15 protein-coding genes are annotated in these 14,204 nt (G+C 65.3%); 7 read left to right on the top strand and 8 right to left on the bottom strand.

The genetic code is table 11. The features are described 5' to 3' along the window. Positions 1 to 58: 58 nt before the first annotated feature. Positions 59 to 517: a hypothetical protein gene (locus K3551_RS02685; protein ID WP_259917468.1), complete on the top strand. Its 459-nt coding sequence runs from the start codon at positions 59 to 61 to the stop codon at positions 515 to 517. 87 nt (positions 518 to 604) lie between these two features. Here the strand turns inward: K3551_RS02685 and infB are convergent, their stop codons facing one another. From infB to rimP, 4 genes are read right to left on the bottom strand one after another with little or no spacing between them, the layout of a single operon-like run. Further along, positions 605 to 3,082 (bottom strand): translation initiation factor IF-2, encoded by a 2,478-nt coding sequence (gene infB / locus K3551_RS02680; RefSeq protein ID WP_259917465.1) that lies wholly within the window; start codon positions 3,080 to 3,082, stop codon positions 605 to 607. Continuing rightward, entirely contained in the window at positions 3,079 to 3,711 is a 633-nt protein-coding gene (locus K3551_RS02675) for an RNA-binding protein (RefSeq protein ID WP_259919429.1), read from the bottom strand. The genes infB and K3551_RS02675 overlap by 4 nt, the downstream gene beginning before the upstream one ends. Before the next feature lie 18 nt (positions 3,712 to 3,729). Then, positions 3,730 to 5,499, bottom strand: a complete 1,770-nt coding sequence (nusA, locus tag K3551_RS02670) for a transcription termination factor NusA (RefSeq protein ID WP_259917463.1) — start codon at positions 5,497 to 5,499, stop codon at positions 3,730 to 3,732. A gap of 1 nt (position 5,500) precedes the next feature. Beyond that, positions 5,501 to 6,085 carry a ribosome maturation factor RimP gene (rimP, locus tag K3551_RS02665; protein ID WP_259917461.1) on the bottom strand — a complete coding sequence of 195 codons (585 nt, stop codon included), beginning with the start codon at positions 6,083 to 6,085 and terminating at the stop codon, positions 5,501 to 5,503. Between the two features lie 201 nt (positions 6,086 to 6,286). Here rimP and K3551_RS02660 point away from each other — a divergent pair, with 201 nt between their 5' ends. The 4 genes from K3551_RS02660 to K3551_RS02645 all read left to right on the top strand — a co-directional run bounded on the left by K3551_RS02660 (position 6,287) and on the right by K3551_RS02645 (position 9,714). Further along, the gene (locus tag K3551_RS02660; RefSeq protein WP_259917459.1) at positions 6,287 to 7,231 is read left to right on the top strand and encodes an NAD(P)-dependent oxidoreductase; all 945 of its coding nucleotides are present in this window, start codon (positions 6,287 to 6,289) and stop codon (positions 7,229 to 7,231) included. Positions 7,232 to 7,336: 105 nt separating this feature from the next. Then, positions 7,337 to 8,449 (top strand): S-(hydroxymethyl)glutathione dehydrogenase/class III alcohol dehydrogenase, encoded by a 1,113-nt coding sequence (locus K3551_RS02655; RefSeq protein ID WP_259917458.1) that lies wholly within the window; start codon positions 7,337 to 7,339, stop codon positions 8,447 to 8,449. Further along, a complete protein-coding gene (locus K3551_RS02650) occupies positions 8,446 to 8,937 on the top strand; it encodes a GNAT family N-acetyltransferase (protein WP_311199754.1) in 492 nt (163 codons plus the stop codon). The genes K3551_RS02655 and K3551_RS02650 overlap by 4 nt, the downstream gene beginning before the upstream one ends. 69 nt (positions 8,938 to 9,006) lie before the next feature. Further along, positions 9,007 to 9,714 (top strand): NYN domain-containing protein, encoded by a 708-nt coding sequence (locus K3551_RS02645; RefSeq protein WP_259917456.1) that lies wholly within the window; start codon positions 9,007 to 9,009, stop codon positions 9,712 to 9,714. Between the two features lie 44 nt (positions 9,715 to 9,758). Here K3551_RS02645 and K3551_RS02640 read toward each other — a convergent pair whose 3' ends face one another. The 4 genes from K3551_RS02640 to K3551_RS02625 are packed head-to-tail and all read right to left on the bottom strand — an operon-like array spanning position 9,759 to position 12,073. Beyond that, a complete protein-coding gene (locus tag K3551_RS02640; protein ID WP_259917454.1) occupies positions 9,759 to 10,205 on the bottom strand; it encodes a MarR family winged helix-turn-helix transcriptional regulator in 447 nt (148 codons plus the stop codon). Next, positions 10,202 to 11,032: a carbon-nitrogen hydrolase family protein gene (locus K3551_RS02635; protein WP_259917451.1), complete on the bottom strand. Its 831-nt coding sequence runs from the start codon at positions 11,030 to 11,032 to the stop codon at positions 10,202 to 10,204. Before K3551_RS02635 ends, K3551_RS02640 begins: the two co-directional genes overlap by 4 nt. After that, the gene (grxC, locus tag K3551_RS02630) at positions 11,032 to 11,289 is read right to left on the bottom strand and encodes a glutaredoxin 3 (protein WP_259917450.1); all 258 of its coding nucleotides are present in this window, start codon (positions 11,287 to 11,289) and stop codon (positions 11,032 to 11,034) included. Before grxC ends, K3551_RS02635 begins: the two co-directional genes overlap by 1 nt. 40 nt (positions 11,290 to 11,329) lie before the next feature. Further along, positions 11,330 to 12,073 (bottom strand): ComF family protein, encoded by a 744-nt coding sequence (locus K3551_RS02625; RefSeq protein WP_259917449.1) that lies wholly within the window; start codon positions 12,071 to 12,073, stop codon positions 11,330 to 11,332. A 17-nt stretch (positions 12,074 to 12,090) separates the two neighbouring features. Between K3551_RS02625 and K3551_RS02620 the strand changes: the two genes are divergently transcribed. Both K3551_RS02620 and hemH read left to right on the top strand, forming a co-directional pair. After that, entirely contained in the window at positions 12,091 to 12,915 is an 825-nt protein-coding gene (locus K3551_RS02620; RefSeq protein WP_259917448.1) for a methyltransferase domain-containing protein, read from the top strand. 5 nt (positions 12,916 to 12,920) lie between these two features. After that, complete coding sequence (gene hemH / locus K3551_RS02615) at positions 12,921 to 13,979, top strand: ferrochelatase (RefSeq protein ID WP_259919423.1); 1,059 nt, start codon at positions 12,921 to 12,923, stop codon at positions 13,977 to 13,979. Positions 13,980 to 14,204 lie beyond the last annotated feature (225 nt).

Raw genomic sequence — 14,204 nt, 5'->3', positions numbered from 1 at the left:
TTTTCATTGGCGCGACTCGGGATTTTCCGAACACTGGGGAAAACACCGGAGCAAACCGATGACCGACCCCACACAGGCCCGCCTACCCCGCAGCTTTGCCGCGCTCGGCATCGCGGTGGGTGTCCTCTCAGTCGCAGGGGGACTGTTCGCAGCGGCTCTCGCTCTGGGGCAGGGGGAGGGCGTGGCGTCCGGTCCAGGGGCGCTGGCAACCCGTGCGCTGCCCGCAGCGCTCCTGATCGCCCTGGGCCTCAGCCTGATGCTGCGGGGCGTGCACATGCGTCTGACGTTGGAGGTGCTGAGCCTGCTGCGTATGCAGTCACGCCCCACCCCGATCCGCGCCCCCGCACCGCGCGTCACTCCCGAAGAGACCCCCGCGACCTATGCCCCCAGCTCGACCGTGCCCGGCCCGGCCAAGCGCCGCGTGACCCCGGCCATATCCCGCGCCAGCACGTCCGAGCCGATCAAGGGCAAGCCGTTCGAGCCGCACCCCATCTTCATGGCGCGTCCGCCCAAGTAGGGCGTGACCGCAGGGCCCGGAGTTTTCCCCCAAAACGTAAAAAGGGGCCCCCGAAAGGGCCCCAATCCGTGAATTTCCGATGTCGGATCAGGCGAGCGAACGCTCGACCTCTTCGCGCTCGAAGATCTCGATGACGTCGCCCTTGCGGATGTCGTCGTAGTTCTCGAAGGCCATGCCGCATTCCTGACCGGACTGCACTTCCTTCACCTCGTCCTTGAAGCGCTTGAGCGTTTTCAGCGTGCCTTCGTGGATCACGGTGTTGTCCCGCAGCAGGCGCACACCCGCCGAGCGACGCGCGACGCCCTCGGTCACCAGGCAACCGGCAACATTGCCGATTCCGGTGACGCGGAACGTCTCGCGGATCTCTGCGTAGCCGATGAAGTTCTCGCGAACCTCTGCCGACAACAGGCCCGACGCCGCCGCCTTCACATCATCCACAAGGTCGTAGATGACGGAATAGTAACGGATTTCCACGCCTTTCTGGTTGGCCGCGGCCCTTGCGGGCGCGTTGGCCCGGACGTTGAAGCCGATAACCGGCGCGCCCGAAGCTTCGGCCAGGGTGATGTCGGATTCGGTGATGGCACCGACGCCCGAGTGCAGCACGCGGACGCGTACTTCATCGTTGCCGATCTTTTCCATCGCCTGAATGATCGCCTCGGCAGACCCCTGCACGTCGGCTTTCACCAGGATCGGCAGCTCCGACACGCTTTCGTCGGCTTTGGCGTTCGCCAGCAGCTGATCCAGCGTCGTGGCGGCACCCGCAGCGGCGCGTTTGTCCTTGGCGGCTTGCTCGCGGTACTCTGCGATCTCGCGCGCTTCGGCTTCGGTCTTCACAACGTTCAGAACGTCGCCGGCCTCCGGCGTGCCGTTCAGGCCCAGCACCTCGACGGGGACGGACGGACCGGCCTCGTTGACGCGGTCACCCTGGTCATTGACCAGCGCGCGGACCTTGCCCCACTGCTCGCCCACGACAAAGATGTCGCCCCGGCGCAACGTGCCGTTCTGCACCAGAACGGTGGCCACGGGACCGCGACCAACGTCCAGTTGTGCTTCGATAACAGCACCTTGTGCAGCGCGGTCTGGGTTTGCCTTCAGCTCCAGGATCTCGGCCTGAAGCGCGATGGCCTCCAGCAGTTGATCCAGGCCCTGACCGGTCGCGGCCGACACTTCGACGTCCTGAACCTCACCAGACATCGCTTCGACGATGACTTCGTGCTGCAGCAGGTCCGTGCGAACGCGGTTGGCGTCGGCGGCGGGCAGATCGATCTTGTTGATCGCGACGATCATCGGAACGCCTGCCGCCTTGGCGTGATGGATGGCCTCGATCGTCTGGGGCATGACCGCGTCATCGGCGGCCACGACCAGAACCACAATATCCGTCACCTGCGCGCCACGGGCCCGCATGGAGGTAAAGGCCGCGTGGCCCGGCGTGTCCAGGAAGGACAGTTTGGTGCCGTTGGTTTCGACCTGATAGGCCCCGATATGCTGGGTGATGCCACCGGCCTCGCCCGACACGACCTTGGTCTTGCGGATCGCGTCCAGAAGCGAGGTCTTGCCGTGGTCGACGTGGCCCATGATCGTGATGACGGGGGCGCGGTCCTTCAGGTCCTCGTCCTTGTCGGCTTCGACCTCGATGGCTTGTTCGACGTCCGCTTCGGAGACGCGCTGCACCTTGTGGCCAAATTCCTCGATGATCAGCTCGGCGGTGTCGGCGTCGATCACCTGGTTCTGGGTGACCATCATGCCGTTCTGCATCAGCGCCTTGACCACGGCCGCAACCCGTTCGGTCATGCGGTTGGCCAGTTCCGAGACGACGATCGTCTCGGGCAGCTGCACGGTACGGGCCACCTTTTCCTGGTTCTGAGAGCCGCCGCCGCCGCCCTTGCGCTGACGCTCCTGCTTGCGGCGCATGGACGCGAGCGAGCGTTGGCGCCCGCCTTCGCCACCGGCCAGAGCCTGGTTGACGGTCAGCTTGCCGCCACGGCGTTCGCCGCCACGCGGCTTGCCGCTGTCGTCGTCGCGCTTGCGCTTGGCATCGTTGCCGCCACCGGGGCGGGCATCGGGGCCCAGGTTCCGCTGGCGCGCGGGGGCGTCGGATTTCGGCGCATCGGCTTCGGCGGCCGGGGCGGGTGCCGGGCGGTTCTTGGCTTCTTCGGCCTCGCGCTTGCGGCGCGCATCTTCTTCAGCCTTCTGCTTGAGCAGCTCTTCGCGCTCCCGCTCTTCGCGTTCCTTCGTCTCGATCTCTTCGCGACGACGGGCGCGGGCTTCTTCGCGCTCCCGCTCTTCGGCGGCGCGACGCTCCGCGTCTTCGGCCTCGCGGGCTTTGGCGGCCTGAAGCGCGCGCAGGCGGCGATCCATTTCGGCGTCGGTCGTGCCGCTGGCCTTGCCACCTTGTGCGTTGACCGCAGCCGCGGACTGCGCCTGCGGCTTGGGGACCTGCACACGTTTACGCTTGGTCTCCACGACCACGCTCTTGGTGCGACCCCGTGCAAAGCTCTGCTTTACCTGGCCGCTCCGCGCGCCTCCGGAGAGGCCGAGGGGTTTCTTTCCGTCAGTATCGCTCATGCGTTCCCGATATCCTTCTCGGCAGCCGGTTTGCCGCCGTTGTTCTGTCTGATGCCCTGAAGCCTTGCGGCTTCCTCTACAATACGTCGTGCCAAGGTGCCAGCGGCCACCGCCGCGTGGATGACCCGGTCCCGGCCAAAGGCGAGGCCCAGCTCATCCGCGGTCAGAAAACCGATCCATTTGCCACCTTGTGGCGTGGACAGTTTGCCCTTGCCGCGTTCCGATCCGTCGGACGCCTGGAGCAAGACCTGCGCCTCGCCCCGGTCCAACATGATCTTGACCTTTTCGTAGCCCGCGATGGCCTTACCGGCCTTGCGGGCCATGCCGATGGCATCCTGCAACCGCTTCAGGGTTCCGGCTTCGATCAGGTCGATCAGCCCGTCGGGCACGGCAACCTGCCGTTTCGCCCCGCGGGAGAATATGCGCTTTTCGATGGCCTTTTCCAAGACCTCACGCTCGGCGGTGACATAAATGCCCCGCCCCGGCAGTTTGCCGGTGATGTCAGGATAGATCGCATCGTCGGGTCCGACGACGAATCGGATCAGGCCCGCCTTGGGCCCAACCTCTCCGGTTACGATGCAGCGACGATCAGGCTCGTCGCGATTTTTGTCTCTGCCGCCGCGCGTCAGGGGAAAAATCCGGGGCGATCACGCCCCGGCCTCCTCGGCGGCGGGCTCGGCATCCTCGTCAGAGGAACCAAGCGCATCTTCGGGGGTCACCCAGCCCAGCATCACGCGGGCGGTCATGATCATGTCCTGAGCCTCCTCCAACGAGACGTCGAATTTCTCCAGCAGGCCGTCGTCCTTCACACGTTCGCCGCCTTCGGTGGTCCAGCCGCCGGCCAGTTCCCAGTCGGCGCAGGTCGCGAATTCTTCCAGCGTGGTGATGCCATCGGCGGTCAACGCCTCCAGCATCTGCGGGGTCAGACCCTCGAACCCGGCCAGATCGTCCTGCAGACCGGCCTCGCGGGCGGCTTCCAGGGCTTTCTTGTTCTGCTCTTCGAGGTAGTCGCGGGCGCGGGCCTGAAGCTCGTCCGCCGTTCCTTCGTCGACGCCGTCGATGACCAGCAGTTCGTCCTGCTCGACATAGGCGACCTCTTCGAGGTTGGTGAAGCCCTCGGAGACGAGCAGCTGGGCAAAGAACTCGTCCAGGTCCAGCGTGTCCATGAACAGCTTGGTGCGCAGCTCGAACTCGGCCTGGCGGCGCTTCGATTCTTCTTCCTCGGTCAGGATGTCGATGTCGAGACCGGTCAGCTGGCTGGCCAGACGCACGTTCTGGCCGCGACGACCGATGGCCAGCGACAGCTGTTCCTCGGGGACGACGACCTCGATGCGCTCTGCCTCTTCGTCCAGAACGACCTTGGACACCTCGGCGGGTTGCAGCGCGTTGACCAGGAAGGTCGGCGCGTCTTCGTTCCACGGGATGATGTCGATCTTCTCGCCCTGCAGCTCGTTGACGACGGCCTGCACGCGCGAGCCGCGCATACCGACGCAGGCACCGACAGGGTCGATGGAGTTGTCGTAGGAGATGACCGCGATCTTGGCGCGCGATCCCGGATCACGGGCGCAGGCCTTGATCTCGATGACGCCGTCGTAAATCTCTGGCACTTCCATCTCGAACAGCTTTTTCATGAACTCAGGCGCGGTACGCGACAGGAAGATCTGCGGCCCACGCTGTTCGCGGCGCACGTCCTTGATGTAGACGCGGATGCGGTCGCCGGGGCGATAGCTTTCGCGGCCGATTTTTTCGTTGCGGCGCAGAACGGCTTCGCCGGCACCGATATCGACGATGATGTTGCCGTATTCCTCGCGCTTGACGAGACCGTTGATGATGGTCCCGGCACGGTCCTTGAATTCCTCGTACTGGCGGTCCCGCTCGGCCTCGCGGACTTTTTGCAGGATGACCTGCTTGGCGGATTGCGCGGCGATCCGGCCCATGTCGACCGGGGGCACCACGTCGGCCAGTTGGTCACCCAGCTGCGGCGCGGTGTCCTGATCGACGCCTTCGGACAGCTTGCGGTCAATCTCGGACGGCTTGCGCAGGTTGAAGACGCGCACTTCGCGGGTGCCGGTCTGCTCACCCTCTTCGCCGTAGATCGGCACCTTGCGGGTGGTCACATAGATGTCGCGCCCCTGGGCGGCGACATATTCCGCGGCAGTCTTGGCCGTGAATTCCGCCTTTTCGTTTTCCAGCACCTCTTCGTCCACGACGGTGCGGACGCGGGTGAAGGTGGCCTGACCGGTCTTGCGGTCGATGGACACGTGGATGTTCATCTCGGAGCCGTAGCGGCTCTTGGCGGCGCGGGCGAGACTCTCTTCCATGGCCTCGATCACGAGGCCGGGGTCGATCATCTTTTCGCGGGCGACCGCGTCGGCAATCTGGAGCAGCTCCAGCTGGTTTGCGGATGTGATGGCCATCTCAGTCTTCCTCACCGTCCATGAGTGTCTCTACTTCGTCGAATTGGGTCTCGTCGATCTGACCCTTGTCCTTGCGGTTCTTCAGCACTTCGCGGATCAATTCGTCCGTGAGGATCAGCTTGGCGTCGCTCAGCCAGTCGAATTTCAGCCCGATGGTGGGTGTCTCGGTGCCCTGCTCGATCTCGATCAGGACCTCGTCGTCCTCCACCCCGCGCAGCCAGCCCTTGAACCGGCGCTGTCCGTCGATCAGGTTCTCGGTCTCGATCCGGGCCTCGTAATCGGCCCAGACCGCGAAGTCCTTCAGCCGGGTCAGCGGACGGTCGATGCCGGGGCTGGAAACCTCCAGCGTGTATTCCTCGGTGATCGGATCCTCGACATCCAGCGTGGCCGACAGCGCGGTCGAAATCTCGGCCAGGGCGTCGACCTCGATCCCGCCTTCGGGCAGGTCGGCCATGATCTGAAGCGTGGCGTTCTTGCCGGTCATCAACCGAAGGCGCACCAGCTCATAGCCCATGTCTTCGATGACAGGGCTGACGATCTCAGCGAGGCGCTTGTCCAGCGCGGTCTTGGCAATCAGGTCCGACATGACATCCAGTTCTGGTCTCGCGGCGCACGGGCACAAAAAAACGGGCCCGCGGCCCGTTGGAATTTCCCGGTGGGGCCCGAAGGCCGCCGCTGTTGAGAGGCACATAGGGGAGTCGGCCGCAGGATGCAAGGGCGGCTTGTACTGGACAGGATGCCTGCAGCGCGCGACCGTGATCCTGCGGCAGGCAAGGGAGGGCACGCCATGGACGACTTGACCGATAGTTTTCTGATCGACGGCACTCGGGTCGATGGCCCGGTGCTGGTCACGGGCGCGGGTGGCTGCATCGGGGCCTGGGTGGTGTCGATCCTGTCGCGGTCCGGCGTGACGGTGGTGGCCTGCGATCTGCGCGACGACAGGGCACGCGTCGCGCAGGTGATGGGCACAGGGCGCGCGGAGGCCCTGACGTGGGAAACCTGCGACGTGACCGACGCAGGGTCCTTGAATGCGATCTGTGATCGACATGGCATCCGGGCGATCATCCACCTGGCCGGTTTGCAGATCCCGTTCTGCAAGGCCGATCCGGCGATGGGCGCACGGGTCAACGTCGAGGGCACGATCAACATCCTGGAAGCCGCGCGCAGGCTGGGACTGAAGCGGCTGGCCTATGCCAGTTCGACCGCCGTGCACGGGATGCCGCCGGGCGGGCCGGTGATCTCGACGCTGTATGGGGCGTACAAACTGGCCAACGAATACACGGCGCAGGTCTATTGGCTGGATTGGAGCGTGCCGTCGGTAGGGATCCGTCCGAACGTGGTCTATGGGGTGGCCCGCGATCAGGGCATGACCTCTGCCTTCACCACGGCCATCGCCCATGCGGTGCAGGGCGCGGCGTTCGAGGTGCCCTATGGCGGTGCGCTCAGCTGGCTTTATGCCGGGGAATGCGCTTCGGCCTTCGTGGCGGCGATCTGCCGGGACGGGGACGGCGCGCCCGTCTTCGACCTGAACGGCAGCACGATGACGGTGGAGGCGGGGCTGGCCATCCTGTCGGATCTGGTCCCCGGTCACCGCATCACGACGACCGGCACGCCCCTGCCGGTGCCGCCCGATCTGGACGACGGACCGATCCGGGGATTGCTGGGCGACTATCCGTCGGTCACGCCAGAGGCCGGGATCCGCGCCACCTTCGAGGCGTTCCGGCGCGGCTGAGCCGTTGCCGTCACGTCAGAAGGTCTCGGGCGAAGGCAGGTCATGGCCGGGTTGCGTGCCCGCGCGGAACCGGTCACTTTCCGCCGCAACAACCAGGAGGATCCCATGCGCACCAAAGCCGCCGTCGCCATCGCCGCAGGCAAACCGCTCGAAGTGATGGAGGTGAACCTCGACGGTCCCCGTGCGGGCGAAGTCCTGGTCGAAATGAAGGCCACCGGCATTTGCCACACCGATGAGTTCACCCTGTCGGGGGCCGACCCCGAGGGGCTGTTCCCCGCGATCCTGGGCCACGAAGGCGCAGGCGTCGTGGTAGAGGTGGGCGCAGGCGTCACCTCGCTCAAGCCGGGCGATCACGTCATCCCGCTTTACACGCCCGAGTGTCGGGAATGCGAATACTGCCTGAACCCCAAGACCAACCTCTGCCAGTCGATCCGCACAACCCAGGGCGCGGGCCTGATGCCCGATGGCACGTCGCGGTTTTCGACCCTCGATGGCGATCCGATCCTGCACTACATGGGCTGCTCGACCTTTGCGCAGCATTCCGTCCTGCCGGAAATCGCCCTGGCCAAGGTCCGCGAAGACGCGCCCTTCGACAAGATCTGCTACATCGGTTGCGGCGTGACCACGGGCATCGGCGCGGTGATCAACACCGCCAAGGTCGAAATCGGGTCGCGCGCGATCGTCTTCGGTCTGGGCGGGATCGGCTTGAATGTGATCCAGGGACTGCGTCTGGCGGGTGCCGATCAGATCGTGGGGGTGGATCTCAATCCCTCCAAGATCGAGATGGCGACCCGCTTCGGCATGACCGATTTCGTCAACCCTTCGGAGGTCGAGGGCGACTTGGTCCCCTACCTCGTGAACCTGACCAAGGGTGGCGCGGACTATACCTTCGACGCCACCGGCAACGTGGGGGTGATGCGCACTGCGCTGGAATGCGCGCACAAGGGATGGGGCGAAAGCGTCATCATCGGCGTGGCACCGGCGGGCGCCGAGATCAGCACCCGTCCCTTCCAGCTGGTCACCGGCCGCGTCTGGCGGGGCACGGCCTTCGGGGGCGCACGGGGGCGGACGGATGTGCCGAAGATCGTCGATTGGTACATGGACGGCAAGATCGAGATCGACCCGATGATCACCCACACCATGCCGCTGTCGGACATCAACAAGGGCTTCGACCTGATGCATGCGGGCGAAAGTATCCGCAGCGTCGTCCTCTATTGAGCGCCAGCGTCCACATAGAGGAGGTCGCGCCCGGAGAGGCCGACGACGCGATCTGGTCGATGCTGGAGCCCGTGTTCCGTGCGGGCGACACCTATGCCGTCGACAGCGGCATCGACCGCGCGGCGGCGCTGACCTATTGGCTGGCGGAACGCTGCTACCTGGCCCGTCTGGACGATGCGCCCGTTGGCACCTTCTATATCCGCGAGAACGCCAAGGGCGGCGGCGCGCGCCTTTGCAACTGTGGCTTCGTCACGGCCCCTGCCGCACGGGGGCAGGGCGTCGCGCGCGCCATGCTGGAGCACGCGTTGGACCGGGCGCGGGCGCTGGGCTTTTGCGGCATGGTCTTCAACTTCGTGGTGGCGACCAATACGCGCGCCATCGATGCTTGGACGCGCGCGGGCTTCGAGATGGTCGGCCGCGTGCCTCAGGCGTTCGACCATCCGACCGACGGCCCGGTCGATGCCCTGATCCTCTATCGCGCCCTGTAACGACACCTTGTGATCGCGCCGCCACGGCGGCTATGGCGGTTGCATCATCCGAACCCCGCGAGGACCCCCATGCCCGAACGTGACCGCCCCCTGCTTGCCGTTCTTGTCGACGCCGACAATATCCCGGCCAAATACGCCGAGGCGATCATGAAGGAGATCACCGGCCTGGGAGAGCCTGCCCTGCGCCGGGTCTATGGCGATTGGTCCGGCGGGCATCTGCGGACCTGGGCGGACAAGGTTTTGCAATTGGGTCTGGTGGCGCATCAGGAAACCGCCAACACCAAGGGCAAGAATGCCTCGGACATCGGGCTGGTGATCGACGCGATGGACATCCTGCATTCGGGCCGGTTCGATGGTTTCGTGCTGGTGTCGTCGGACAGCGACTTTACCCGGCTTGCCTCGCGCATCCGCGAAGAGGGGCTGGACGTCATCGGCATCGGCGAGGGCAAGGCCCCCGAAAGCCTGCGCAAGGTCTGTAACCGGTTCATCCAGATCGAAAACCTGCTGGACGAGCCAGAGGCGAAATCGTCTGGAACCCCGTCCGACAAGAAGAAACCCCATGATGCCCTGCCGCTGATCCTGCGCGCGATGGAGCGGATGGACCAGGATGACGACTGGTACGCGCTGGGCGCGCTGGGCAGTCAGATCGTGGCCGAAGTCACCGATTTTGATACCCGCACCTATGGCAAGCGCAAGCTGTCGGACCTGGTGCGTGAAATCAAACGGCTGGAAACGCGGATGGAAGGCAATCAACTGATGGTGCGACGGCTGGACTGACGCATTTCGCGGTCGGAGGCGGGGCAGGGTTTCGGCCCGCTGTCCTAGCTGTCGGGTTCCGAGAACCTTTGCCGCATCGCGCGCAGCACCGGGATTGCGGCGCGCACGGGGCCGGTTCCCAACTCGGCCACGGCATCCCCGAGGATGGGGCGGATCACGCTGAGCGCGGCGTCCCGTGCCTTGATGCCCGCGCCCGAAATCGCGACCCGCTTGCGCCGTGCATCGTCCCAGTCAGGTCGGACGTGGACATGTCCCGCCCATTGCAGTTTGGTCAGCGTGTTGGTCATCGCCCCGCGGGTGACGTGAAAGATGCGGGCCAGTTCGGCGGGGGTCCGTTCGTCGCGGTGTTCCGAAAGATAGTTCAGAACGACGAAATGGCTCAGCTCCATCCCCTTGGGCAGGGCGCGGCTGAGCCGGGCGCGGATCAGTTGATCCGCGGTCAACATCTCCGAAAAGAGCGCCGTGGCGAGGCGTTCGATCTCGTCTGTCATGGGCCGTCCCAGCCGGGTTCGGCCTGGTAGGAGGGGACGCGCGCGCGCGCCTTCGTCACCTCTGCCGGGTCGATGTCGCCGACGTAAAGTCCGGGGTCTTCGCCCGCATCCAGCAGCACCTCGCCCCAGGGTGCGACGACCATGGAATGTCCGTGGGTGCGCCGCGCCTTGCCAACCGAGGCCGCGTGCAGGCCGGTCTGGGCGGGGGCGATGATGAAACACCCGGTTTCGATCGCGCGGGCGCGCAGCAGAACCTCCCAATGAGCGGCGCCGGTCACCGGCGAAAAGGCGGCGGGCACCGTCAGAAATGACGCCCCGGCCTGCGCCAGCCGCCGGTAAAGCATCGGAAAGCGGATGTCGTAGCAGACCGTCATGCCCAATTTGCCCCAGGGCGTTTCTGCCAGGGTGGCGCGGGCACCGGGACGATATCCGGCCGATTCGCGATAGGTTTCTTCGGCGGTGACGTCCACGTCGAACATGTGGATCTTGTCATAGCGGGCGACGATCCTGCCGTCCGGGTCGATCAGGATCGACCGATTGGCAAAACGGCCCTGCGGATCCGCCGTGCGCAGGGCCAGTGACCCGATCAGCAGCCAGAGACCATGGGTCCTGGCATCGGCGCGCAGCGCGGCAAGCGTCGGATCGCGCGCCTCGGGCATCAGGACGGCGCGTTGGTGGGCGCGGTCCGACGACAGGCAATTGGTGACCTCGGGGGTGGCAACGAACTCTGCCCCTTCGGCCTTGGCCGCCGACAACAGGCTGCGAACCTCGTCGAGGTTCGCAGCCGGATCGTCCGAAGACGTCAGTTGCAGAAGGCCGAGACGCATCAGGCCCGCAGCAGCGCGTCGAGCTTGCCTGCGTCCTGCAGCGCGTAAAGGTCGTCACAGCCGCCGACATGGGTGTCGCCGATAAAGATCTGCGGGGTCGTCCGCTTGCCATTGGCGCGCTGGATCATCTCGGCGCGTTTGCCGGGCTGGCGCGCGGTATCGATCTCGGTGATCTGGGCCCCCTTGCTGGCCAGAAGGCGCAGTGCGGCGGTGCAGAAACCGCAAAGCGGCTGGGTATAGACTTCGACGGGCTTCATCTTGGGATCCTTTGAAAGGTTGGCCCCGATATATATGCCCCTAGCGGTCCTTCGCAACGCGTGCGAGCAGAAGCACCGTGATCCGTGATACGCCGCTGCGGCGCAGAACGTCGGCGCAGGCCGCCAATGTCGCGCCCGACGTCATCACATCGTCCACCAATGCCACGTGTCGGCCCGACAGGTCGTCCACCCCGGCGGAAATCGCGCCCTCCAGTTCTGCGAAGCGTTCCACGTTGCTGCGGTGGTCCAGGCTGGCCGTCTGGCGGTGCCGGATCAACGCCTGGGGCGCAAAGTCGCCGCCGGTCAGCAGGCCGAGTCGGCGGGCGATCAGGGCGGATTGGTTGTAGCGTCGTTTCAACAACCGCCAGCGGTGGATCGGGACGGGAACGAAGACGGTCTGATCCGACAGCAGATCGCGCGCCCGGCGCAGCATCCATCGGGCCCCCGCCTCGGCCAGTTCCGTTCGGTCGCCATGTTTCAGCGCAAGCACCATTCGCCGCGCGCCCCCGGTATAGGATAGGACCGCGCGCCCTTCGTCCCAGGGTCGCGCGTGGGTCATGCAGTCGTCGCAGCGGTCCGCATGGCCATCCCCCGCCCCCGGCAAAGGCACCCCGCACAGGTCACAGGCCGCCCCGGCCACAAACGGCGTTTCCGACCAGCAGGCAGGGCAAAGGCCATGGGCCTCTTCCACCCGTTCGTCACATAGAACGCAGGTTTGGGGATACAGCGCGTCGCGCAGCACGGTCGCACCCTGGCCGAGAAACCTTTGCAATGTGCCGTCCATCGCCTAGATGCCCTTCGATGCCCCAAACCTCTCCCCATCCGACCCTGACCGACCGCGCGGCGCTGGCTGCACACCGCGCACGCGCCGACGACAGCGCCGACTTCCTGCATGAGGAAGCGATGGATGAGATTCAGGAAAGGCTTATAGACGTTAACAGAAGGTTTACGGTGCCCGCGATTGTGACCGGGCATCCCCGGATCTGGTCGGATCTGTTGCCGAATGCCCGCGTCGTGGCCGACGATTCGGTTCTGGATCTGCAGCCGGGTGCACACGATCTTGTGATCCATGCCATGTCCTTGCACTGGGCTGACGATCCGGTGGGTCAGCTGATCCAGTGCCGCCGCGCCCTGCGCCCCGATGGTCTGCTGCTGGTCGCGACCCTTGGAGGGGAGACCCTGGCCGAGCTGCGCGCCGCCCTGGCCGAGGCCGAGGCCGAGGTCAGCGGCGGGCTTAGCCCGCGGGTCGCCCCCATGGGTGAGGTGCGTGACATGGGTGGGCTGTTGCAGCGGGCCGGGCTGGCTTTGCCGGTGGCCGATAGTCTGCCGCGCCGTGTGCGCTATCGCGACATGTTCCGCCTGATGGCCGACCTGCGCGCCATGGGTGAGACCAACGCCCTGGACGCGCGCCACCGCCGCACGCCGCGCCGGGCGCTGTTCGCGCGGGCGGCACAGATCTACGGCAAGGCTTTCCCGGATGCAGACGGCATTCGCGCCACCTTCGAGATGATTTTTCTGACGGGCTGGGCCCCGTCCGCCGATCAACCCAAACCCCTGCGCCCCGGATCCGCCACCGCACGGCTGGCCGATGCGTTGGGGGTTCCGGAACAGGGATCCGAGAGATGAACATGATGACCGACACCAGCCTGCCCCATGCCCCCGCCGATCACCCCAAGGTCCGCATGGGCAAGGTGGGCGTCCTGCTGGCGAACCTGGGCACGCCCGACGGCTACGATTACTGGTCGATGCGCCGCTACCTGAACGAGTTCCTGTCGGATCGCCGCGTGATCGACTATTCGCCCTGGCTTTGGCAGCCCCTGTTGCAGGGGATCATCCTGACCAAACGGCCGTTCAGCTCGGGCGCGGCCTACAAATCGATCTGGAACGAAGCCCAGGGCGAAAGCCCGCTGGCCACCATCACCAAGGCCCAGACGGCCAAGATGGCGACGCGGATGCAGGCGATGTTCGGCGACGATGTCGTGGTCGACTACTGCATGCGCTACGGCAATCCGTCGACCAGGTCGAAGGTCGAGCAGATGCAGGCCGCAGGTTGCACCAAGATCGTGTTCTTTCCGCTGTATCCCCAATACGCAGGGGCCACGACGGCCACCGCCAACGATCAGTTCTTTCGCGTCCTGATGAAGCTGAAGTGGCAGCCTTCGGTCCGCACGGTGCCTGCCTACAGCGACGATCCCCGCTATATCGAGGCGCTCGCGCAGTCGGTGGAACGGGCCTATGCGGCAGCCGAAACGAAACCGCAGATCCTCGTGTGTTCCTACCATGGGGTGCCCAAGCGGTACCTGATGGAAGGTGATCCCTACCATTGCCAGTGCCAGAAAACGACGCGCCTGCTGCGTGAACGGCTAGGCTGGGACAAGACCGAGATCGTGACGACCTTTCAGTCGAAGTTCGGGCCGGAGGAATGGCTGCAGCCCTATACCGTCGAAGAGGTCGCGCGTCTCGCCTCCGAGGAAGGCAAGACCAACATCGCGGTGATCGCGCCCGCGTTCAGTGCCGACTGCATCGAGACGCTCGAAGAGATCAACGAAGAGATCAAGGAAAGCTTTGAGGAAGGCGGCGGGGAAGAGTTTCTCTATATTCCCTGCCTGAATGACGACGACGCCCATATGGACGCCCTGGCCGATATCGTTCGGGAAAACCTGTCAGGTTGGCTGTCGCCCAAGGCCTGAAAAGACCAAGCGCCACCTGAAAAGGTGGCGCTCGTCACAGACTGGATCATTCGGCTTGGTTGCGGACCTTGGGAAATGCTGGCTGGTCGGTTCGTGTGAGTGTTCCGATACCCGCCAAAGTTGTGCACACTTATTTCCGTTGGCCGTCAGGCAACCTTATCCGATGGGCCGACCTGTTACGGTCCGATCGCCGACGCGAACCTGCATCAGACCGTTTTTCAGAAG

This window comes from Jannaschia sp. M317 (genome assembly GCF_025141175.1).
In the GTDB taxonomy this organism is placed as follows: Bacteria; Pseudomonadota; Alphaproteobacteria; order Rhodobacterales; family Rhodobacteraceae; genus Jannaschia.
Note: the sequence above shows the minus strand (reverse complement) of the source record. Positions and strands in the feature narration are given on the sequence as shown.

Bases quoted from the DNA above. Each gene is read 5' to 3' on its own strand.
- K3551_RS02685 (WP_259917468.1), top strand. From the start codon at position 59: ATGACCGACCCCACACAGGCCCGCCTACCCCGCAGCTTTGCCGCGCTC.
- infB (WP_259917465.1), bottom strand. From the start codon at position 3,082: ATGAGCGATACTGACGGAAAGAAACCCCTCGGCCTCTCCGGAGGCGCG.
- nusA (WP_259917463.1), bottom strand. From the start codon at position 5,499: ATGGCCATCACATCCGCAAACCAGCTGGAGCTGCTCCAGATTGCCGAC.
- rimP (WP_259917461.1), bottom strand. From the start codon at position 6,085: ATGTCGGACCTGATTGCCAAGACCGCGCTGGACAAGCGCCTCGCTGAG.
- K3551_RS02660 (WP_259917459.1), top strand. From the start codon at position 6,287: ATGGACGACTTGACCGATAGTTTTCTGATCGACGGCACTCGGGTCGAT.
- K3551_RS02655 (WP_259917458.1), top strand. From the start codon at position 7,337: ATGCGCACCAAAGCCGCCGTCGCCATCGCCGCAGGCAAACCGCTCGAA.
- K3551_RS02645 (WP_259917456.1), top strand. From the start codon at position 9,007: ATGCCCGAACGTGACCGCCCCCTGCTTGCCGTTCTTGTCGACGCCGAC.
- K3551_RS02640 (WP_259917454.1), bottom strand. From the start codon at position 10,205: ATGACAGACGAGATCGAACGCCTCGCCACGGCGCTCTTTTCGGAGATG.
- K3551_RS02635 (WP_259917451.1), bottom strand. From the start codon at position 11,032: ATGCGTCTCGGCCTTCTGCAACTGACGTCTTCGGACGATCCGGCTGCG.
- grxC (WP_259917450.1), bottom strand. From the start codon at position 11,289: ATGAAGCCCGTCGAAGTCTATACCCAGCCGCTTTGCGGTTTCTGCACC.
- K3551_RS02625 (WP_259917449.1), bottom strand. From the start codon at position 12,073: ATGGACGGCACATTGCAAAGGTTTCTCGGCCAGGGTGCGACCGTGCTG.
- K3551_RS02620 (WP_259917448.1), top strand. From the start codon at position 12,091: ATGCCCCAAACCTCTCCCCATCCGACCCTGACCGACCGCGCGGCGCTG.
- hemH (WP_259919423.1), top strand. From the start codon at position 12,921: ATGACCGACACCAGCCTGCCCCATGCCCCCGCCGATCACCCCAAGGTC.